Source organism: Streptomyces sp. WAC04114 (genome assembly GCF_019733245.1).
Taxonomy (GTDB): domain Bacteria; phylum Actinomycetota; class Actinomycetes; order Streptomycetales; family Streptomycetaceae; genus Streptomyces; species Streptomyces massasporeus_A.
Map to the genome: position 1 here is coordinate 20,121 of NZ_JAIGQA010000053.1, position 21,195 is coordinate 41,315.

A 21,195-nucleotide genomic window follows, 5' to 3' on the forward strand; every position below is an offset into this window, starting at 1 on the left:
CGACGGTGGCCGTACCTCACGAACGACCGTACGGAGCCGCCATGGCAGACCTCCAGGACGACCTGCGCACCGCCGCCGCGGCCGCCGGCGAGTTCGACGAACTGGCCGAGCCGTACCCCGACGAGGGCATCGTCACGGCGGAGTCCTACGAGCCCGTCTCCGACCCGGACGACGCGCCCATGACCCGGGCCCGCGCGATCCTGGCCGCGCACCCCGTCGCCGACGGCTACAACGGTCTGCCCTGGGCGCTCAAGCGCCTGTCCTGGTACGACCTGGAGGACGGCGAGAACACCGTCGACACGGACGTGCCCCGGCTGCGCAGCGGCCATGTGGGCGCGCTGTTCTGGTCGTTGCACCTGCCCGAGGGCCTGGACGGCGACCGGGCCGTCGGCGCCACTCTGGAGCAATTGGACCTGGCGAAGACCGTCGTGCGGACCTGCGAGGAGGGGCTGCGGCCGGCCTGCACGGCCGGGCAGGTCGCGGACGCCCGCAACTGCGGCCGCGTCGCCGTGCTCCTCGGCCCCGTCGGCGCCCCGGCCCTGGGCGACTCGATCGGCATTCTGCGTCAGCTGCACCTGCTCGGCCTGCGCGTCCTCACGCTGACCGGCGCGTCCTGGGCGAGCGAGGCGGGCCTGACCCGGTTCGGCGAGGAGGTGGTACGCGAGATGAACCGCCTCGGCGTGATCGCGGACCTCTCCGGCGCGTCCGCCCAGACCCTGCGCCGCGTCCTGAGCCTGTCCCGGGCACCCGTGCTGTGCAGCCGCTCCGCGGCCCGGAGCCTGCGCCCCCACCCGGCCAACCTCCCCGACGACCTGCTGGCGGAGCTCGGCGCGGCCAAGGGGCTGTGCCTGGTGCCGCTGACCGCCGAGCAGACCGGCCCGACCGTCCGCGATGTCGCCGACCACCTCGACCATGTCCGCTCCGTGGCCGGAGCGCACTGCGTCGGGCTGTCCGGCACGTACGACTCCGGAGCCGCGCACCCGCAGGAGCTCGGCGACACCTCCTGCTATCCGCGGCTGATCGCCGAGCTGCTCAGGCGCGGCTGGGAGGAGGCGGACGTGGCCCTGCTGACCTGGGGCAATGTCCAGCGTGTCCTGCGCGGCGCCGACTTCACGGCCCGCGCCGCCCAGCAGCGCCGCGAGCCGTCCACGGCGACGATCTCGGAGCTGGACGGGTAGCCCGGGGCTGAGCCGCGCTGCTCGGTTCGACCGGCCCCGAGGCTCAGTCGTGCTCGATCCGGCACAGGCAGAACGGGTGCCCCACCGGATCGGCGTAGACGCGGAAGTCCTTCTTCTCGTCGTCCTCCTTGTCCAGCACCCGCGCGCCCAGCGCCAGCACCCGCTCCTCGGCCGCGTCGATCTCGTCCCAGGTCGAACCGGCGTCGAAGTCGAGGTGGAACTGCTGGGCGTTGCGGTCGGCCCGCGGCCACTCCGGCGCCGTGTAGCCGGGAGAGCGCTGGAAGGCGAGCCGGGGCCCGCCGGGGACGCGCAGCACCACCCAGTCGGGGTCGTCGTCCTCCGGTGTGCCGCCGCCGACCCGGGCGTAGAAGTGGGCCAGTTCGCGGGGTTCGGGGCAGTCGACGACCACGGAACGGAAACGTGCCACGGCGGGCATGGGGCCTCCCGGTGTCAGCAGGCGCAGAGGCAGAACGGGTGCCCGGCAGGGTCGGCGTAAACCCGGAAGGTCCGCTCCCGGTCGTCCGCGTCCAGCGGCTTCGCGCCGAGCGCGAGCACGCCCTTCTCGGCCGCGTCCAGGTCGTCCACCACGAGGTCGAGGTGGAACTGCTGGGAGCCGTCGGGGGAGGGCCACCGCGGCGGTACGTACCCGGCGGAGGTCTGGAAGGCCAGGGGTGTGCCGCCCGGCATCTTCAGATCGACCCACTCGTCCTCCCCGTCGGTCTCCACCGTCGGTGTGCCGCCGAGCACCTCGGCGTAGAAACCGGCCAGTGCGCGCGGGTCGGGACAGTCCAGGACGACGACACCCAGTTTGGCGAGAGCCATGACTTCCTCCTTGAAGTCGCCGTTACCCGCAGAGCCGGGCAACCAGTAACCGTTACTCCATGCTCCCCCATTGGCGGTAACCTCGCAAGGAGAATCGCGAGAGGTACGGTCCAGCCATGATGGAGAGATCGCCCGCGCCCGGAGGCCTGACCCTGGTCGAGGCCCTGGTGAACACGCTGGACCTGGAGTCCGGCGCCGACGCGCTGGACACAGCCGAGGGCCGGGCGCGCCTCGGCGTCACCGCGGACGAGGCGGACCGGGCCCGCACCCTGCGCGAGTCCCTGCGCGCGACGCTGCTCGCCCACGCCGGCCACCCGCCGCACCGCGACGTCACCCCGCTCGGCGAGCTCCTGGCCGAGGCCCCGCTCCTCGTCACGGTCGACGCGGCGGACGGCTCGGCCGCCCTCGCCCCCGCCGACGGCCGCTCCCTGCACGCGCGCGTGGCCGAGGCCGTCGCGCAGGCCCTGGTCGCCGGCACCTGGACACGCCTCAAGGCCTGCGCGGCCACCGACTGCCACTGGGCCTACTACGACCGCAGCCCGGCAGGCCGCGGCCGCTGGTGCTCCATGCAGGTCTGCGGAGCCCGCGCTAAAATGCGCCGCTACCGGGCCAAGGACGTGTAGCCACCACCGGGCCCACAGAGGTACAGCAGTTTCCGGGCCGACGAGATCAAGCCGCCGCCGGGTCCGGAGAGGTACAGCGGCCTGCGGGCCACAGTGGTACAGCCGCTACCGGCCCAAAAAGGTATGGACGGCCCGCCGCACGGCCCGGTGGGGCAGAATGCACGAAGACGCCGCTTCGGCCGACTGAGCCTCGGCCGAACCGGCGTCGTCCGTATGACGCGCCTCGCGCTCAGGCCCGGGGACGCCCCATCGCCCGGTACGTCCAGCCGGCCTTGCGCCACAGCTCCGGGTCCAGGGCGTTGCGGCCGTCCAGGATGACCCGCGCCGCGGCGACCTCGCCGAGCGCCTCGGCGTCCAGCTCGCGGAACTCCCGCCACTCCGTCAGATGCAGCACGATGTCGGCCCCGCGCACGGCGTCCAGCGCCGAGTCGGCGTAGCCGAGCGTCGGGAACACACCGCGGGCGTTGTCCATGCCCTTCGGGTCGTAGACCGTGACCTGGCCGCCCTGCAGGTGGATCTGCCCGGCGACGTTCAGCGCGGGCGAGTCCCGCACGTCGTCCGAGTCGGGCTTGAAGGTCGCGCCCAGCACCGCCACCCGCTTGCCCAGGAACGGCCCGCCGCCCAGCGCCTGCCGGGCCAGCTCCACCATCTGCCCGCGCTGGCGCATGTTGATCGAGTCGATCTCCCGCAGGAACGTCAGCGCCTGGTCCGCGCCCAGTTCACCGGCGCGCGCCATGAACGCCCGGATGTCCTTCGGCAGGCACCCGCCGCCGAAGCCGATCCCGGCCCGCAGGAACTTCTTTCCGATCCGGTCGTCGTAGCCGATGGCCTCCGCCAGCTTGGCCACGTCACCGCCCGCGGCCTCGCACACCTCCGCCATGGCGTTGATGAACGAGATCTTGGTGGCGAGGAAGGAGTTCGCGGAGGTCTTCACCAGCTCCGAGGTCGGGAAGTCGGTCACCACGAACGGCGAGCCCTCGGCGATCGGTGTCGCATACACCTCCCGCAGCAGCTTCTCGGCGCGCTCACTGCGCACGCCCACCACGAGACGGTCGGGGTGCAGCGTGTCGTCGACGGCGAAGCCCTCGCGCAGGAACTCCGGGTTCCACGCCAGCTCGGCGTCCTGACCGGCGGGCGCGTGCGCGGCCAGGTAGGCCGCGAGGCGGTCCGCGGAGCCGACCGGCACGGTCGACTTGCCGACGACCAGCGCCGGACGGTGCAGATGCGGGGCCAGGGAGGCGATCGCGGCGTCGACGTAGCTCATGTCGCAGGCGTACTCGCCGTGCCGCTGCGGGGTGTTCACACAGACGAAGTGCACATCGCCGAACGCGCCGATCTCCGCCCAGTCCTGGGTGAAGCGCAGCCGGCCGCTGGAACCCTCGATGCCGGCGACGTGCCGGCGCAGCAGCTCCTCGAGACCCGGCTCGTACATCGGGGCCTCGGCGCGCTCCAGCTTCTCGATCTTCTCGCGCACCACGTCGAGGGCGAGCACCTCGAAGCCCAGTTCGGCCATGGCCGCCGCGTGTGTCGCGCCGAGATAACCGGTGCCGATCACGGTGATCTTCAGGGCCATGGGTACTCCAGGGGTCTACGGCATGCGGTGCGCGCCCGAGCATAGCCGGGGCATGGCAGCGCGCTTCACTGGGCAACTTCTCCGCTGTCGCCTAGCTCACGTATCACTCGCGTGGGCGACCCCATAAACTTTTGATTACTTAACGGTAGTTAGCGTCAGCATCGCAGCGTTTTGGAGCGTGAGAGACCTTGGCCGGATCGGCTGACTTCGACCTGTACCGCCCGTCCGAGGAGCACGACATGCTCCGTGACGCCGTCCGCTCCCTGGCCGAGGCGAAGATCGCGCCGCACGCCGCCGCGGTGGACGAGGAGGCCCGCTTCCCGCGCGAGGCCCTCCAGGCGCTGGTCGCGAACGACCTGCACGCCGTGCACGTACCCGAGGAGTACGGCGGCTCCGGCGCGGACGCGCTGGCCACCGTCATAGTGATCGAGGAGGTCGCCCGGGTCTGCGCCTCCTCCTCCCTCATCCCGGCCGTGAACAAGCTGGGCTCCCTGCCGGTGATCCTCTCCGGCTCCGAGGACCTGAAGAAGAAGTACATGACACCGCTCGCCAAGGGCGAGGGCATGTTCTCCTACTGCCTCTCCGAGCCGGACGCCGGCTCCGACGCCGCCGGCATGAAGACCAAGGCCGTCCGCGACGGCGACCACTGGATCCTCAACGGCGTGAAGCGCTGGATCACCAACGCCGGCGAGTCCGAGTACTACACGGTGATGGCCGTCACCGACCCCACCAAGCGCTCCAAGGGCATCTCCGCCTTCGTCGTCGAGAAGTCCGACGAGGGCGTCTCCTTCGGCGCCCCCGAGAAGAAGCTCGGCATCAAGGGCTCCCCGACCCGCGAGGTCTACCTCGACAACGTCCGCATCCCCGCCGACCGCATGATCGGCGAGGAGGGCACCGGCTTCGCGACGGCGATGAAGACCCTCGACCACACCCGCATCACCATCGCCGCCCAGGCCCTCGGCATCGCCCAGGGCGCCCTCGACTACGCCAAGGGCTACGTCCAGGAGCGCAAGCAGTTCGGCAAGCCGATCGCCGACTTCCAGGGCATCCAGTTCATGCTCGCCGACATGGCCATGAAGATCTCGGCCGCCCGCGCCCTGACCTACCAGGCCGCCGCCGCCTCCCAGCGCGTCGACGCCGACCTCACCTACCTCGGCGCCGCCGCCAAGTGCTTCGCGTCGGACGTGGCGATGGAGGTCACCACGGACGCGGTCCAGCTCCTCGGCGGCTACGGCTACACGCGCGACTACCCGGTGGAGCGCATGATGCGCGACGCGAAGATCACGCAGATCTACGAGGGCACGAACCAGGTCCAGCGCATCGTCATGGCGCGCAACCTGCCGTAACCCGACCCTGCGGACGCTCCTCGGCCCCCGGCTCGTGCCGGGGGCCGACGTGTCTCACAGGAACCGCCGGATCGGGGTCACCGCGGCCTCGGCCAGGCGCTCGGACAGCGGGCGGCGCTTCCAGCGGGCCGGGTCGATCGGGTCGCTGTGCTTGCGGTCGGCCTCGAAGTCGGCGTCGAGCCGCGCGGTGAAGTCCTCGTCGAGGACGGCGAGGACGACCTCCTCGTCGTGCTCCATGGAGCGGCGGTTGAAGTTGGTGGAGCCGATGAGGGAGCAGACCCCGTCCACCGTGATGATCTTCGTGTGGAGCATGGTCGGCTGGTACTCCCGCACCTCCACACCGGCGTCGACCAGCGTCTGGTAGTGCTGCCGTCCGGCCAGCAGGCACGCCCGCTGGTCGGTGTGCGGGCCGGGCAGCAGGATCTCGACCCGGACCCCGCGGCGGGCCGCGGCGGCCAGCAGGTCGATGAAGTAGGTGTCGGGGGCGAAGTAGGCCGTCTCCAGCCGCAGCCGTTCCTGCGCCGAGGTGATCAGGACCCGCAGGACCGTCTGCATGTCCTGCCAGCCGAAGGAGGCCGAGCCCCGCACCACCTGGACCGTGGCCCGGCCCGGCTGCTCCTGGGCGGTGAAGCGGTCGTGCTCGTCGTAGAGGTCGTCGTGGCACTCGGCCCAGTTCTGCGCGAAGGCCGCGGCGATGCCGTCCACGGCGGGGCCGCGGACCTGCACGTGGGTGTCGCGCCACTCGTCCGGGTTGCGCGCGTCGCCGCACCATTCCTCCGCGATGCCCACGCCCCCGGTGAAGGCGGTGTGCTCGTCGGTGACCAGCACCTTGCGGTGGCAGCGGTGGTTCTGCCGCATCGGCGACAGGCGGGAGGGTCTGCGGAACCATGCCACCTGGACGCCGGCCTCGTCCATGGCGTTCAGCAGGTCCCGCTCTATCTCCTTCGCCCCGAAGCCGTCCAGCAGCAGCCGCACCCGGACACCCGCCCGGGCCCGCTCGGCCAGGGCCGCGGCGAACTCGTGGGCGACCTCGCCCCGCCAGTACACGAACGTCATCATGTCGACCGTGTGCTCCGCGGCCCGGATGGCCGCCAGCATCGCCGGGAAGATCTCATCGCCGTTGCGCAACGGCACGAGTTCGTTGCCCTCGGTCGCGGCGATACCGAGCAGCCGCTCCAGCCGTCTGCGCAGCCGCTGTTTCTGCTCCTCGGGCCCTCTCGGCTCCGGAGTTCTCGTCTCGTCGTACGTCTGTTGTGTCATGTTCGGGTCTCCCCCCTGCACGTGTCTCTCGCCGCCCCCGCCCCGGCGACGCCGGGCCCCCGGCGCACCTGCACCCCGTTTTGCCGCTGCGGGCTGTTTCACGCAGGGCCCGGTGCGTCGTGCCTCACAACCGGAAGAGCACCGCACACGGGTGGGTCCGCCCTGTGGTGCTCATGGGGTCACAGGCGTAGGACGAGAGGTGCGGGTGTCGAACCGCGGCTCCCGCCACCCCCTGGAGGACGACATGACCCAGCAGCCCGCCGCCACCACCACCCCGCTGAGCAAGGAGATGCAGGACTGCGTCCAGGCGTGCATGACCTGCCACAGCGTGTGCGAGGAGACCATGAGCTCCTGCCTGCAGATGGGCGGCCCGGCCCAGATGCAGATCATGCGCACGGTCATGGACTGCGCCGAGATGACGCGCATGTGCGCCGACATGATGATGCGCCGCTCGCCCCTGATGGCCGAGATGTGCGCGATGTGCGCCCGGGCCTGTGACATGTGTGCCGAGGCGTGTATGTCCATGCCGGACGACGCGCAGATGATGCGCTGTGCCGAGGCGTGTCGCCGCTGCGCCGAGAGTTGCCGCTCGATGTCGGCCGCGTCGATGTGAGAACCGCCGCAGACAGCGGAAGGGGGGCACCCGGACCGGTGCCCCCCTTCCGCTGCCTGCCCGCCCGGTCGTCCGGGGCGGTGTCCGCTCAGTTGCCCGAGACGGTGACCTGCTCGTCGTTCTTCAGCTGGCTCACCAGCGTCTTCACCTTCGCGGTGTCCCACTGGAGGTTGCCGTTGGCGCTGTTGCCCGCGATCGGCATGTTCATCGACTTGCCCTCGCCGCCGCTGACGCCCTTCATCGCCCAGAACATCGACGCCAGGTCGAACAGGCTCATGTCCTTGTCGACCACGAGGGTGTCCAGGCCGGCGCTCATGGTCGGGTACAGCTTGAAGGGGTTGAGGACCGTGGCCGGGGTGGCGACCTGGTTGGCCAGGGCCGAGAGGAACTTCTGCTGGTTCTTCGTACGGTCCAGGTCGGAGCCGGCGAGCGCGTAGCGGGTGCGGACGAAGGCGAGGGCCTGCTCGCCGTTCAGCGTCTGCTTGCCCTTCTTGAGGTCCGCGCCGGACTTGGTGTCCTTGATGTCCTGCGGGATGTCCATCTCGACGCCGCCGACCGCGTCCACGATGTTCGCGAAGCCGGCGAAGCCGATCTCCACGTAGTGGTCGATGTGCAGGCCCGTGTTGGCCTCCACGGTGCGCACCAGCAGCTCCGGGCCGTCCTCGGCGTAGGCCGCGTTCAGCTTCGTCTGGCGGCCGGTGTTCGGGTAGAGCTTGCCGGAGCCGGAGCCCTTGAACGACGGGATCGTGATGTTCGAGTCGCGCGGCAGCGAGATCAGCGTCGGGGCGCCGCCGCCGGTGTGCAGGATCATCATCGAGTCCGTGCGCTTGCCCTCGGCGGAGCCGGTGTGCAGCTTCTTCTTCTCCTCGGCCGACATGCCCTTGCGGCTGTCGGAGCCGACGATCAGGTAGTTCGTGCCCTCGCCCGCCTCCGGACGCTCGATGACCTTCGACAGGTCGACGTCGCGGTTGAGCTTGGAATCGGCCCAGAAGTACGTGGCGACGCTCGTCACGACCAGCAGGGTCACCAGCGTGATGGTCGTCACCTTGATCCGGCGGCGCCAGTTCGGGGCGGGGCGCGGCTCGTACAGGCCGTCGTCTGGACCGCCGGGGCCTCTGCCGCCGGGGGAGCCGTAGACCTGGCCGGTGTTGTAGCCGCTGTCGTAGCCGTCGCCGGTGCCGTAGCCCCCGTCTACGTACGACGGCTGCTGCGGCACTCCGCCGCCGTACGGCGGGGCGCCGCCGTATCCCGCCTGCCCGGGCGATGCCGCCGGACCGCGGCGGACCTGCCGCATGACACGGGCGCTCTCGGGCTGTGCGCTCGAGCTGCCACGTCCGTAGCGGCTGCCGCGGTTGTCGCCGGTGTATCCCTCGGGCCAGTCATTCATGCGCCCCAGTGTGCCGGTCTCCGTAGTGGCCCATACAAGAGTCGTCGGAAAATCAGAGCACGGCTGTGGCGAAGCTGACACAAATCCCCCTCATGCCGCCTCGGCATAAGGTGGGGGCCATGACAGACCAGGCCCCAGCTGCGGATTCCGGCAGTACGGATATCCCGGGCAAGCCGACTTCGGCGTCCCGCACCACCCTCAGCCACATCATGACCCACAACGACACGAACCTTCTGGGGACCGTGCACGGTGGGGTGATCATGAAGCTGGTCGACGACGCGGCGGGGGCCGTGGCCGGGCGGCACTCCGGCGGGCCTGCGGTCACCGCGTCCATGGACGAGATGGCGTTCCTGGAGCCGGTCCGCGTCGGTGACCTGGTGCACGTCAAGGCCCAGGTCAACTGGACCGGCCGGACGTCCATGGAGGTCGGCGTCCGGGTCCTGGCCGAACGCTGGAACGAGTCCGCCCCGGCCACGCAGGTCGGCTCCGCGTATCTCGTCTTCGCCGCGGTCGACGCCGACGGCAAGCCCCGCCGGGTCCCGCCGGTCCTCCCGGAGACCGAGCGCGACAAGCGCCGCTACCAGGAGGCCCAGATCCGCCGCACCCACCGCCTGGCCCGCCGCCGAGCGATCATGGACCTCCGCGAGAAGCGAGCAGCAGAGGGCATCGAGGACTGACCGGCCCGGCCGGGCGTTGACGCCGCGCGCCTCCTTGGTATTTCGCTGACGCCGTGGGAGGGCGCGCTGGACTTTGGCCTCGGGTGCGTGGGGGTTTGTCGCGCAGTTCCCCGCGCCCCTGGGGGCATGCGCCGCCTGCCTACACGAACGCCACGACAGGGCGCGCTGGACTCCGGCCTTGGGTGTGTGGGGGCTTGTCGCGCAGTTCCCCGCGCCCCTGGGGGCATGCGCCGCTGCCGGATTGCACGGACGTCGTCGCCCCTAGCTGCACGCCACCTCGTCCCCCCGTACCACCCCGAACTCGCCCTGCCCCGGGTCCTCGGCGCGTACCTTGCGGACGCGTTCGAAGTCGGGGCCCGCGATCACCTTCAGGGTCGCGCCCAAGCCCTTGACCACCCGCAGTTCGCTGCCCGGCAGGGCCGCCGCCAGGGATCGGGCCGAGCGGTCCCAGCGGGGGTCGTAGGCGACGACCGTGCGTTTCACGTCACGGGTGGCGGAGTTCACGGGGGTGTGGGTCGTGCGGAAGCCCGTCGAGGCCAGGGCCGCGTCCACGCGGCGGCCGAGGCCGGGCGCGCCGGTGCCGTTCTCCACCTGGACGCGGATCTGCTGCGGGGCTACGGGGACGACCCGGGCCGCGCCGTGCGGCCGGTGCAAGGACAGCGGCTGGTCCTTGCGCAGGGCGTGGAAGAGCCGCTCCGACTTCACCGGGTCCCACTTCAGCGTCGAGCCGACGCCCTTCACGGCGAACCCCATCCGCCCGATCGGGACGGTCGTGAACTCGGAGGAGGAGGGGGAGAAGTTCCGCATGGCGCGGCCCAGTTCCAGCATCTCGTCCGTGCCGAAGCCCTTGTCGGCCCGTACGGAGCCGAGCACCGCCCGGGTCGCGTCCCGGAACTTCATCGGGTTGAGGAGGATCCCGGACGAGGTGAGCCGTTCCACCAGGGCCGCCATGAAACGCTGCTGCCGCTTCATGCGGCCCAGGTCGGACGCCCCGTCGACGTGCCGGGCGCGGACGAATTGGAGCGCCTGCCCGCCCGCGAGCGTGTGCCGCCCGGCCGGCAGGTTCAGGCCGGTGTAGCTGTCCTTGAGGGGGTCGGCGGTGCAGATCTGGACGCCCCCGACCACGTCCACCGTCTTCATGAAGCTGGTGAAGTCGACCTCCAGGTAGTGGTCGATCTTCACCTTCGTCATGCTCTCGACCGTGCGCACGGTCAGTTGCGGCCCGCCCTCGGCGTACGCGGCGTTCAGCTTGACGGGGTGTCCGTGGTGCCGCTTGCCGGACACCCGGTCGACATGCGCCGGCGTCACCGCGTACGAGTCGCGCGGCAGGCTCACCACGCTGGCCCGTTCCCGGTCCTCGGAGATGTGCACGATCATGATCGTGTCGGTGCAGTGGCAGGGCGCGCCGCCCAGCCGGTACTTGCGGCGCTCCTCCTTGCTGATCTTCTCGCGGCCGTCCGTGCCGACCAGCAGGACGTTCATGCCGTGGCCCGCCTGCGGGCGGTTCTTCATGTCCTTGAAGGGGTCGACCCGGGCGATGTCCGCGTCCAGGCTGGTCATGACCGCGTGCCCGATGCCGGCGGAGGCGAGGACCACCACCGACAGCGTGGTGACCGCCCGCATGGCCCAGCGCGGCCGCCGCGCGGGCGGTGCGGACCTGCGGGGAGCGCGGCGGGGAGCGGGCGGCTGCGTGCGGCGGCGGGGAGCGGCGGTGGACCGAGGGGACCGCGGCGGTGTGGGCATGGGGCACCTCCGGACGACGGCCGTACGTGGGATCCGTGAAACCGTAGGCCGATACGATCTGCGGCCCGCGCCACCGCCCCGGCGGCGCGCAATGCTGTCCCCCGTTCGCGGTAACGTGAGGCCCCTATGAACGCCAATCCCGACGTGCGGCACCCCGCCGTTTCCGTGATCATGCCCGTCCTCAACGAGGAGCGGCATCTGCGGGGAGCAGTCCAAGCGATCCTCGCGCAGGAGTACGCCGGCGAGATGGAGGTCGTGATCGCCCTCGGTCCGTCCACGGACCGCACGGACGAGATCGCCGCCGAGCTCGTTGCCGAAGACGCGCGTATCCACACCGTCCCCAACCCCACCGGCCGTACGCCCGCGGCGCTGAACGCGGCGATCAACGCCTCCCGGCACCCGATCGTCGTCCGCGTCGACGGGCACGGCATGCTCTCGCCGAACTACATCGCGACCGCCGTACGGCTCCTGGAGGAGACCGGCGCGCAGAACGTCGGCGGCATCATGCACGCCGAGGGCGAGAACGACTGGGAGCACGCGGTCGCCGCCGCGATGACCTCGAAGATCGGGGTCGGCAACGCCGCCTTCCACACCGGCGGCCAGGCCGGTCCGGCCGAGACCGTCTACCTCGGTGTGTTCCGGCGCGAGGCACTGGAGCAGCAGGGCGGATACAACGTGGAGTTCATCCGCGCCCAGGACTGGGAGCTGAACTTCCGTATCCGTGAGGCCGGTGGCCTGATCTGGTTCTCGCCCGAGCTCAAGGTGTCGTACCGCCCGCGGCCGAGCGTGAAGGCCCTGGCCAAGCAGTACAAGGACTACGGCCGCTGGCGGCACGTGGTCGCCCGTTTCCACGAGGGCTCGATCAACCTGCGCTACCTCGCCCCGCCGGCCGCCGTGTGCGCGATCGGGGCCGGGATCCTGGTGGGCGCCCTGCTGACGCCGTGGGGCTTCGTCGTGCCCGGCGGCTACCTCGCGGCGATCCTGCTCGGCTCGCTGCCGGCGGGCAAGGGCCTACCGCTGAAGGCGCGGCTGCAGATCCCCGTGGCGCTGGCCACGATGCACATGTCGTGGGGCTGGGGCTTCCTGACCAGCCCGCGGGCGCTGGCGAGGAAGGTCATCGCCTCCCGGCGCCCCGCGGTGCGTGCGGACGCCACCGCGAGCTGACCCGACGCGGCCAGGGGCCCCTCCCCGGACGGGGAGGGCCACCTGGCGTGTGCGCACGCCGGAGTGCGGTGCCGGTCCCGTCGGTCAGCGGGCCCCGGCCGCTCGTCGCCGTGCTGGAGCGCACCGGGGAGAGCGGCCTGCGCCGCGCGCTCGGCGCCCGGGGGCGGCACATCACCGTCCAGTTCCTGGCCGAGCCGGCGCGCTCGGCGGCCTGGTCGGCACGAGCCTCGGGACGGTGACCGTCGTCGTCATGGCCGTCCACCGCGAGTGGACGCCGGTCATCCATCCGGCGACGGCGGTGACCGCCCCCCTGGTCGGCCGGGCCACCGGTGGGCTCGCCCGGCTCTACCCGGCCTGGCGCGCCAGCCGCAGCCAGCCGGCCGAGGCACCTCGCCGCTGAACCGCCCGCGCATACGAAAGGGGGCCCGTCGTCCTCCCGGACGGCGGGCCCCGCTCCTTCATGCCGCGGACGCGTTCACCACTGGTAGGGCTTGTACACGTCCATGCACTCCTTCTTGTCCGCGCTCAGCGCGTCCGCGGAGTCGGGCAGGTCGCCCGCCTCGGGAGCCTTCTGCTTCGGGTAGGTCGTGCCCTCCCGCCAGTCGCTGCCGATGGTCAGCGTGGTGGTCAGGTCGTCCGTGGCCCGCACCTGGCTGCTCGGGATGCCGACCGCCTTCGCCACCGACAGCGCGTTGGCCCGGCCCTGCTCCCCGGTGCTCTTCGGGTACGTCACCTGGGTCCGGCCATGCGGATCCTGCTGCCCGGAGGCGACGGCCCGGCTGAAGCCCTCCTGCTGCAGCGCGGCCACGATCGCGGCGGCCCGCCGGGGAACGGCGGCCTGCTGATCACTGGCCGTGCCGTTGACGACGGAGACCGAGAGGCCCGCGGCCGGCGCGGCGGCGGGACCCGTGGCCTCCACCGACGCCGGGGACGGGCCCGAGGCCGCGTCGGCGCGGGCCTTCCCGGCCTTGTCGAAGGAGATGTCGTCGCGCAGCATCGCCCACATCTTGGCGGCGTCCTCGGGCTTGGGCACGAGGTGGTTGCGGTCCAGGGGGTCCTCGATCCACGGCATCGTCGTCATCGTGATGCGGTTGGTCGGGACGGACTTCAGCTGCATGCCGACGTCGTACAGCTCCTTGACCGTGCCGATCTCCTCGGACACCTTCAGCGCCTTGGTGCCCGACTCGGCCAGGCCCATCAGGCGGCCGGTGTCGGTGAAGACGTTCTGCTGCTTGAGCGTCCGGATCATGGCGTTCATGTACATGTGCTGCGCCTTGGCGCGCAGCGGGTCACTGCCCCAGGCGTGGCGGGTGCGCAGCCACTGCAACGCCTGCTTGCCCTGCACCTTGTGCGTGCCGCGCTTCAGCTTCAGCCCCGAGCCGCCGCCCTGGCCGGGCAGCGGCCGGTCCCACACGTTCTGGTTGACGCAGACCGGGACGCCGCCGACGGCGTCCGCCATGTCCACCACTCCGGCGAAGTCGACCATCATCCAGTGGTCGATGTACACGCCGGTCAGGTTCTGCCAGGTGGCCAGGGTGCAGCCCGGGCCGCCGCGCTGGAGCGTCTCGTTGATGATCGTGTTCTTGGCCGGGTAGGTCTCGCCGGTGTCGGGGTCGATGCACTTCGGGATGTCCACCCGGGTGTCCCGCGGGATGCTCACCACGGACGCGCTCTCGCGGTCCGCCGAGACGTGCAGGAGCATCTGCACGTCCGCCAGGGGCTTGCTGCCGACGTTGTCCCGGCCGCCGCCGAGCTTGACGTTCTCCGCGGAGTTCCGGCTGTCGGAACCGATCAGCAGGATGTTGAGCGGGGTCTGGCCGTCCGCGTTGGGCCCGGTCTTCTTGACGTCGGACTCGCCGGCGTTGCGCTTGCCCTTGTCGATGTTGCCGTTGAGATGGCGGTAGTAGAGGTATCCGGCGCCGGCCGTCCCGAGTATCAGGACCGACAGCACGATCGCGGACCAGCGCAATATCCGGCGGCCCCCGCCGCGCCGACGGCCACGCCGCCGGCCGTGACCGTCGCCCGTGTCCCCCTCGCTCCCGCCCCCCGCGGGCGCCGCCGTCCCCGGACGCTCGTCCTGGGCCAGGCCGCCCGAATCGTGCCGTGTGCTGCCTCCGCGCACGTCACTCTGCGCCATACCCCTGCCTCCCACCCCTACGGCCGACCCACGGGATCGCCCGCGTCATGTTCGGATCACGGGTGACCCGTGTCCGTGCGAAACGCGGGTTCCCCCGCCGCTCCGCCGGAGCACGCTCGTGCCCGCTCCTGGTTGGACCACTGACATGCCCGGTCGGATGTACACCCGGCCGATTCGTCCGGGCATGCTCCGTCCATCTGTGAGACGCGGAACGGGACGCTCAGGTCACTTCGCGCACTCGACCTTGTCGGCCGTGGCCTTCTGCACGTCCTCCGGCACCTTCTCCGGAGTCGTGAGCGGCACGCCCGCACCCTCGAAGTCCTTGCCCAGGGTCAGCGTCATCGCGGGGACGCCCTGGGAGTTGGTCACGCTCTTGCCCGGCTTGAGCGCCGCCCCCGACAGGCCCATGATCTCCGCGAGCCGACGCGCCTGGTCCGCCTCGTCGGGCCCGTATTCCAGGGTGGTCTTCGCCAGCGGCTGCTCGGCGTTGCCCGCGTTCTCGGACTTGGTCACGCCCTCCTGGACCTGCAGCCAGCTGAGGGTCTCCTGGGCGCTGCCGGCGACGGCGCCGCCGTTGAGGATCCGCACCCGCACCTCGGAGGCCGGCGCCTTGGTGCCCTTCAGCCGGGCGGCCTCGGCGGCCTTCTCCTTCTTCTTCTCCTGCTTCACCTCGGTCAGCGACACGTCGTCCCGGACCATCGCGAACAGCTGCTGGGCCTGAGGCTCCTTCAGAACCACCGTCGCCTTGACCTGCTCCGCCGGGTTGTCGACGACCGGCACGGTGGCGAACGTGAGGTTCTTCGTGTCGAACTTGCCCAGTTCCGCCCCGAGATCGGCCAGCTTCTTGATCGTGCTGATCCGGTCGTCGACGGTCAGCGCCTTGGTGCCCGCCTCCGCCAGCTTGATCATCTTTGACGGGCTGGTGAGGGTGTCGTTGGACTTCAGCTTGCGCATCATCGAGCCCAGGAACTGCTGTTGCAGCTCGATCCGGCTCAGGTCGCCGCCGAATCCCACGGAGTGCCGCGTGCGGACGAAGGCCAGGGCCTGCTCGCCCTCGATCGTGTGCTCGCCCTTGGGCAGGTCGAGTTTGGAGTCGGGGTCCTTGATGTCCTTGGCCAGACAGACGTCGACACCGCCCACCGCGCTGGTCAGCGTCTTGACCGCGTTGAAGTCGGCCACCATGAAGTGGTCCATCTTCAGCCCGGTCAGCTCGGTGATCGTGCGCATGGTGCAGCTCGGCGTCCGGTCCTCCTGCCCGAGGCTGTTGTTGAAGCGGGTGCGCTGCTTGCCCGGGATGATCTTCTCCGAGCCGTCCTCCTGCGTCGTCGGACAGTCCGGGATGTCGGTGATCAGGTCACGGGGAATGCTGAGCACCGTGGCGTTCGACCGGTCCTTGGACACGTGCAGTACGAGCGTGGTGTCCGCGTGCCCGGCGCTGTCCTTGTCGCCGTAGCCCTCGTTGCCCTTGCCGGTGCGCTTGTCGGTGCCGATCAGCAGGATGTTGATCGCGCGGTCCTTGCTGAACCCGCCGGTGCCGGCGCCGTCGTCGGAGACGGACGTGATGTTGTTGTTGAGATGCTCGTAGTAGAGGTACGCGGCCCCGCTCGCCCCGATCAGGACGAAGGCCAGCGTGCCGCCGGTCCACATCAGGACCTTCTTGCCCTTCGCCTTCTTCTGCACCGGACGGCGCCCGCGGCGCCCCGCGGCCGCGTCGGCCGGGGCGCCGGTGCGTCTGCGCGTGGAAGGGGCCTCACCGTCGGGTGGGGCCGCACCGGGACGCCGGGCGGGGGCGGTCCGGCCGGTGCGGGCCGCGCCGCCCCTTCCGGCCGTGCCGCGGCCGCTGGAACCACGGGGCCCGGGAACGGACGACTGCGCTGCGGAAGGGGCCAGTCGCAGTTCGTATTCGCCGGTGTTCGGGTTGAGTACCCACTGGTCTGCGGGGTCGAAGTCGTCCGCCCGCCCACGGCCTTGCGCGTCCACGGTTGCCTGATTCCTCCGTCGGGCCACGCGGCGCCCTCCCCCGGAAGGCGCTCGGTGCTGGTGAAGCAGTGCACGCCCCCAGGACGGAGCTCATGGGTGAGAGCACTGGATCGCACACACTATCCGCACACTTCGGCGTCAAGCGACGTGGGTGAGAAATTCCACGTTCTCACAACTGGGCAATCCCACCCATTTGTTTGAAGGAACTTCGGCGAACGCGAAGGGAATGCACGTCACTTGGCGCACTCCACCTTGTCGGCGGTGGACTTCTGCACGCCCTCCGGTGCCTTTGAAGGTGCGGCGAGGGAGACCCCCGCCCCCTCGAAGTCCTTGCCGAGGGTGAGCGTCATCGCGGGCAGCCCCTGGTCGTTGGTCACGCTCTCGCCCGGCTTCATCGCGGACCCGGGCAGGCCCATGATGCCGGCGAGCCGGCGGGCCTGGTCGGCCTGGTCCGGCGCGTACTCGAGGGTGGTCTTCGCCAGCGAGGCGGGCGCGTTGCCGGCGTTCTCCGACTTGGTCACGCCCTCCTCGTTCTGCAGCCAGCTCAGCGTCTCCTGGGCGCTGCCGGCGACGGCACCGCCGTTGAGGACCCGCACCCGCACCTCGGAGGCCGGGGACTTGGCGCCCTTCAGCCGGGCGGCGACCGCGGCGGCCTCCTTCTTCTTCTGCTCCTTGACGGCGGTGAAGGAGACGTCGTTCCTGATCATGCCGAAGACCTGCGGGGCCGTCGACTCGTTCAGCACGACCGTGGCCTTCACCTTCTCGGTCGGGTTGTCGATGACCGGAACGGTGGTGAACGTCAGGTTCTTGGTATTGAGCTTGCCCAGCTCCAGACCGAGGTCCTTCAGCTTGCCGATGCTGTCCAGCTGCGAGTCCACGGTCAGCGCCTCGGTGCCCGCCTCGGCCAGGTCGAGCATCTTCGACGGGCTGGTGAGGGTGTCGTTGGACTTCAGCTTGCGCATCAGCGCGCTCAGGAACTGCTGTTGCAGCTCGATCCGGCTCAGGTCCCCGCCGAAGCCGACGGCGTGCCGGGTGCGCACGAAGGCCAGGGCCTGCTCGCCCTCGATGGTGTGGGTGCCCTTGGACAGCTTGAGGTGCGAGTCCGGGTCGTCGACGTCCTTGCCCACGCAGACCTCGACCCCGCCGACCGCGCTGGTCAGCGTCTTGACCGCGTTGAAGTCCGCGACCATGAAGTTGTCCGGCTTGACCCCGGTCAGCTCGGTCACGGTCCGCATGGTGCAGCTGGGCGTGCGGCCGTCCTGGCCGAGGCTCGTGTTGAAGCGGGCCTGCCGCGTGCCGGGGATGACCTTCTGCGTGCCGTCCTCCTGCGTGGTCGGGCAGTCCGGCACGTCGGTGATCAGGTCACGCGGGATGCTCAGCGCGGTCGCGTTCGAACGGTCCTTGGAGACGTGCAGGAGGATCGTGGTGTCGGCGTGCCCGACACTGCCCGCATCGCCGTAGCTGCCGTTGCCCTTGCCGGTGCGCTTGTCCGTGCCGATCAGCAGGATGTTGATGGCCTTGTCCTTGCTGAAGCCACCGGTGCTCGCGCCGTCGTCGGAGACCGACGCTATGTTGCCGTTCAGGTGCTCGATGTAGAAGTACGCCGCGCCCGCACCCGCGACCAGCACGAACGCCATTGTGCCGCCGGTCCACAGCAGGACCTTCTTGCCCTTCGAGGCCTTCGCCGGACGCCGTCCGCGCCGGCCCGGCAGCGGCTCCTCCGGCGCCCCGCGGCGTCTGCGCGGCGGCGGCACCGCTCGCCCGGGCGTCTCGGGTCGCGACCGGCCGGGTGCGTCCGTGCGGCCGCGGGCCGGCGGGGCCTCCTCGGAGGGCCGTGGCCTGCGGGGCGCGGGGACGCCCGACTGCGGGGCGGAGTGCCCCAGTCGCAGTTCGTATTCGCCGGTGTTCGGGTTGAGCACCCACTGGTCGGCGGGGTCGATGTCGTCCGCCCGCCCACGGCCTTGCGCGTCCACGGTTGCCTGATTCCTCCGTCGGGGCACGCGGCGCCTTCCCCCTCCACGGCGCCCGGGTCTCGGTCACTCAGTGCGCGACCTCAGGACCGTCCCTCAGAGCCGGGCGCACCGGATCGCTCACACTAACCGCCCCATTCCGCGCCGAGCCACGACGGTGACCCATTCCACGTCCCTACACCTGGGCAATTCGCCCATTTCCTGGGTGCGGGGCCCATTGCCTTGGAGTGGCCTTGGTGCCCGCTTTACTCACAGGTGTCCTCGGCTGCCGTGTTCCCCCGAAACGTCGGTGGAGGAGAAACGGTGACGGAGGGCCCGCGATAAGGGCCCGGAAGTGAATCCCCGTACGACCCGTCACGCGTGTCGGGGAGCCTCAGCGGGGCCTGATTCTGCAGGCCGCCCCCCTCGACGACCACCGGCGCGTCCGTCCGCAGCCGCTCGAAGAGCCTCTCCGCCGCGGGCTCCACGAGTTGGTCGCGATTGGTGTCGTACGCATACGACTCCCGGGGGACGGTCAGGAATTGCACTTGTTCCATGGGGATGTCGCGCAGGCCGCGCACGAGTTCGTACAAACCACGCAAGCTGGCCAGTTTCGGGTCGGTGGTGAGAGACGACGTGGCGGCGTCCAGCACGGGATACAGTTTCGCCGGATTCAGCAGGACGTCATTGCTGCGCACCTTGTTGACGAGTGCCCCGAGGAATCGCTGCTGCCGCTCCATCCGCTCGGTGTCACTGCCGTCGCCGAGGGTCTTGCGGGCCCGGACGTAGCCGAGTGCCTGCTCGCCGTTCAGGGTCACGCGCCCAGCGGGCAGCCGTAGCTTGGCGGCCCGGTCGTCGATCGGCTCCCGCAGGCACACCTGGACGCCGTCGACCGCGTCGACCATCTCCTTGAAGCCATGGAAGTCGACGACGACGTGATGGTCGACGCGGATGTCGGTCAGCTTCTCCACGGTCCGGATCGTGCAGGCCGAACCGCCCAGCTGGAAGGCCTGGTTGAACATGGCGAACCGGGGCGCGCTGCGGGACCCGTCCGGGCGCCGGCAGCCTGGCAGGTTCACCATCAGGTCCCGGGGGAGGGAGACGGCGGTGGCGCTGCCCCGGCCCGCGGACAGGTGCAGCAGGATCGTGGTGTCGGACCGCTCGGTGCCGGAGTCCCGCCCGTAGCGGGCGTTGTCGCTCCCCTCGCGCGAGTCCGACCCGATCAGCAGGATGTTCCGGGCGTCCTTGACCAGGGAGGTGGGCCGCTCCTTGTCGTACTTCTCGAGCTCGGCCGCGGCGGCCTCGTCGGGGGTGATGTTCCCGCTGAGCTTGGCGTAGACGGCCCAGCCGACCCCGCCGGCCCAGGAAAGGTCCCGCCGGCCCAGTGAAGGCCCCGCTGGCCCAGCGAAGGCCCCGCCGGTCCTGGAAAGCCCCGCCGTCACGCAACGTCCTGGGCTCGCAAAGCCCCCGCCGGGCCAAGAAAGCCCCGCCGGCCCCGGAGCGCCCCGCCCTCACGCAAAGTCCCGGGGTTCGCAAGGCCCCGTCGGCCCCGCGACACCCGGCGTGACCCCGAGCGCCGCGCGCGGGAGGCCCCATGGCGCCGCGGGGCCATACCCGGGGGAACGGACCCTCGCGGGAGCGGCCTAGTGGCCCGCCGCGCCGCGGGCGATCGTCGTGACCCGTTCGCTCTCCACCCGCTTGTCCAGCACCCCGTCCCCGGCCTGCTCCAGATGCCGGCACAGCACCACGGAACCCCCGGTGGCCAGCGGCCCGTACAGGCCGGCGTGCAGCCCCTCCCACGTGTCGTACGGCAGCCCCGACAGGATCCGCGACCCGGGCCCGGTCAGCCCCAGCGCCGTCGCCTCCGCCCGGGCGCGCTCGACCACCTCGGCTCCGCTGAACTCCCGCCCGGCCACGACCAGCGCGGGCGCCTCCGGATCCACGGGCGCGTACGGCACGAACCGGTCACCCTGCCCCGGCACCTCCACCGCGTAGTCGGTGAAGCCCTCGGGTGCCTGCGGGAACCGCCCCCCGAGAGGCCGCAGCGCCATCGCGATCCGCGCACCGGAGCACGCCCGGGCCTCCTCCAGCCGGTCCGGCCCGCTCACCACGACGTCGGCCGCCCGGGCATCGCCGGACACGTCCGCGACGACTCCCACCGACGCACACGCCAACAGCCACACCGCCGTCTGCCAGTGCGCGGGCAGCAGCAGCGCCACCCGGTCCCCGGGCTCGACGGACAGCTCGTCCTGGAGGAGGTTCGCGGTCTTGGCCACCCAATTGGCGAAGGTGGCCACGGACAGTTCGACGCGTTCGCCCGTGGCGTCGTCGTAGAAGGTCACCAGGGGGCGTCCCGGATCCGCGGCGAGCGCGGAACCCAGCAGGTCGGCAGGGGTGCGATCGGTGGCGTTCACCGCGCAAGCGTACGCAACGCACGGGTCCCCGCCCAACGGCCCGCCCACCGCGGCGCCCCGAATCCGCCACCGGTTCGGCGGAACTCCGACCGACGTCCCGTCAACTCCCAAATAGACAGACTTGTACGACTATGTCCAAGATCAGGGGCATGCGTGGATTCCTTGCTTCCTCGATCGGTGTCACCTGTGCGGCCGCTCTGGCCCTCCCCCTCACCCCTCCGGCCCACGCGGCGACGGCGAGACCGGTGCCGGCCGCGGAAGCCGCGAGACCCGCGCCCCACGCGGGGACCCCGGCCACCACCCCGTCCGACCGGCGCGCCGCGGAGCCG

17 protein-coding genes and 2 pseudogenes are annotated in these 21,195 nt (G+C 71.1%); 8 read left to right on the forward strand and 11 right to left on the reverse strand.

Features of this window, described 5'->3' with window-relative positions; translation table 11 throughout:
- Positions 1–41 precede the first annotated feature (41 nt).
- Positions 42–1,178 carry a dipeptidase gene (locus tag K4G64_RS16610; protein ID WP_221756811.1) on the forward strand — a complete coding sequence of 379 codons (1,137 nt, stop codon included), beginning with the start codon at positions 42–44 and terminating at the stop codon, positions 1,176–1,178.
- A gap of 43 nt (positions 1,179–1,221) precedes the next feature.
- Here the strand turns inward: K4G64_RS16610 and K4G64_RS16615 are convergent, their stop codons facing one another.
- The gene (locus K4G64_RS16615; RefSeq protein ID WP_221756812.1) at positions 1,222–1,614 is read right to left on the reverse strand and encodes a VOC family protein; all 393 of its coding nucleotides are present in this window, start codon (positions 1,612–1,614) and stop codon (positions 1,222–1,224) included.
- A 14-nt stretch (positions 1,615–1,628) separates the two neighbouring features.
- A complete protein-coding gene (locus K4G64_RS16620; RefSeq protein WP_221756813.1) occupies positions 1,629–2,000 on the reverse strand; it encodes a VOC family protein in 372 nt (123 codons plus the stop codon).
- Between the two features lie 116 nt (positions 2,001–2,116).
- Here K4G64_RS16620 and K4G64_RS16625 point away from each other — a divergent pair, with 116 nt between their 5' ends.
- Positions 2,117–2,623, forward strand: a complete 507-nt coding sequence (locus K4G64_RS16625; protein WP_221756814.1) for a CGNR zinc finger domain-containing protein — start codon at positions 2,117–2,119, stop codon at positions 2,621–2,623.
- A 229-nt stretch (positions 2,624–2,852) separates the two neighbouring features.
- Here the strand turns inward: K4G64_RS16625 and K4G64_RS16630 are convergent, their stop codons facing one another.
- Complete coding sequence (locus tag K4G64_RS16630) at positions 2,853–4,196, reverse strand: UDP-glucose/GDP-mannose dehydrogenase family protein (protein WP_221756815.1); 1,344 nt, start codon at positions 4,194–4,196, stop codon at positions 2,853–2,855.
- Between the two features lie 188 nt (positions 4,197–4,384).
- Between K4G64_RS16630 and K4G64_RS16635 the strand changes: the two genes are divergently transcribed.
- Entirely contained in the window at positions 4,385–5,542 is a 1,158-nt protein-coding gene (locus K4G64_RS16635; protein ID WP_221756816.1) for an acyl-CoA dehydrogenase, read from the forward strand.
- A 54-nt stretch (positions 5,543–5,596) separates the two neighbouring features.
- On the opposite strand, the gene K4G64_RS16640 is transcribed toward K4G64_RS16635, so the two are convergent.
- Positions 5,597–6,802, reverse strand: coding sequence for a phosphatidylserine/phosphatidylglycerophosphate/cardiolipin synthase family protein (locus tag K4G64_RS16640; protein ID WP_221756817.1), 1,206 nt, complete (start codon positions 6,800–6,802; stop codon positions 5,597–5,599).
- A 244-nt stretch (positions 6,803–7,046) separates the two neighbouring features.
- Between K4G64_RS16640 and K4G64_RS16645 the strand changes: the two genes are divergently transcribed.
- Positions 7,047–7,415 (forward strand): four-helix bundle copper-binding protein, encoded by a 369-nt coding sequence (locus K4G64_RS16645; RefSeq protein ID WP_221756818.1) that lies wholly within the window; start codon positions 7,047–7,049, stop codon positions 7,413–7,415.
- A gap of 88 nt (positions 7,416–7,503) precedes the next feature.
- Here K4G64_RS16645 and K4G64_RS16650 read toward each other — a convergent pair whose 3' ends face one another.
- Positions 7,504–8,802, reverse strand: coding sequence for an LCP family protein (locus K4G64_RS16650; RefSeq protein WP_221756819.1), 1,299 nt, complete (start codon positions 8,800–8,802; stop codon positions 7,504–7,506).
- Positions 8,803–8,921: 119 nt separating this feature from the next.
- On the opposite strand from K4G64_RS16650, the gene K4G64_RS16655 reads away from it, so the two are divergent.
- Complete coding sequence (locus tag K4G64_RS16655) at positions 8,922–9,479, forward strand: acyl-CoA thioesterase (protein WP_260460539.1); 558 nt, start codon at positions 8,922–8,924, stop codon at positions 9,477–9,479.
- A 261-nt stretch (positions 9,480–9,740) separates the two neighbouring features.
- On the opposite strand, the gene K4G64_RS16660 is transcribed toward K4G64_RS16655, so the two are convergent.
- Positions 9,741–11,222 (reverse strand): LCP family protein, encoded by a 1,482-nt coding sequence (locus K4G64_RS16660; RefSeq protein WP_221756821.1) that lies wholly within the window; start codon positions 11,220–11,222, stop codon positions 9,741–9,743.
- Between the two features lie 126 nt (positions 11,223–11,348).
- On the opposite strand from K4G64_RS16660, the gene K4G64_RS16665 reads away from it, so the two are divergent.
- Together K4G64_RS16665 and K4G64_RS16670 are read left to right on the forward strand one after the other, a co-directional pair.
- A complete protein-coding gene (locus K4G64_RS16665; RefSeq protein WP_221756822.1) occupies positions 11,349–12,386 on the forward strand; it encodes a glycosyltransferase family 2 protein in 1,038 nt (345 codons plus the stop codon).
- A 101-nt stretch (positions 12,387–12,487) separates the two neighbouring features.
- Positions 12,488–12,786, forward strand: a pseudogene (locus tag K4G64_RS16670) (ABC transporter permease); the annotation flags it as partial.
- 75 nt (positions 12,787–12,861) lie between these two features.
- On the opposite strand, the gene K4G64_RS16675 reads toward K4G64_RS16670, so the two are convergent.
- The 5 genes from K4G64_RS16675 to K4G64_RS16695 all read right to left on the reverse strand — a co-directional run bounded on the left by K4G64_RS16675 (position 12,862) and on the right by K4G64_RS16695 (position 20,866).
- Positions 12,862–14,523, reverse strand: coding sequence for an LCP family protein (locus tag K4G64_RS16675; RefSeq protein WP_221756823.1), 1,662 nt, complete (start codon positions 14,521–14,523; stop codon positions 12,862–12,864).
- A 225-nt stretch (positions 14,524–14,748) separates the two neighbouring features.
- A complete protein-coding gene (locus K4G64_RS16680) occupies positions 14,749–16,503 on the reverse strand; it encodes an LCP family protein (RefSeq protein ID WP_221756824.1) in 1,755 nt (584 codons plus the stop codon).
- A gap of 233 nt (positions 16,504–16,736) precedes the next feature.
- Entirely contained in the window at positions 16,737–18,476 is a 1,740-nt protein-coding gene (locus K4G64_RS16685; protein ID WP_221756825.1) for an LCP family protein, read from the reverse strand.
- A gap of 242 nt (positions 18,477–18,718) precedes the next feature.
- Entirely contained in the window at positions 18,719–19,837 is a 1,119-nt protein-coding gene (locus K4G64_RS16690; RefSeq protein WP_221756829.1) for an LCP family protein, read from the reverse strand.
- A 258-nt stretch (positions 19,838–20,095) separates the two neighbouring features.
- A complete protein-coding gene (locus tag K4G64_RS16695; protein ID WP_221756826.1) occupies positions 20,096–20,866 on the reverse strand; it encodes a TIGR03089 family protein in 771 nt (256 codons plus the stop codon).
- A gap of 149 nt (positions 20,867–21,015) precedes the next feature.
- Between K4G64_RS16695 and K4G64_RS16700 the strand changes: the two are divergent.
- Positions 21,016–21,195 (forward strand): annotated as a pseudogene (locus K4G64_RS16700) (N-acetylmuramoyl-L-alanine amidase); the annotation flags it as partial.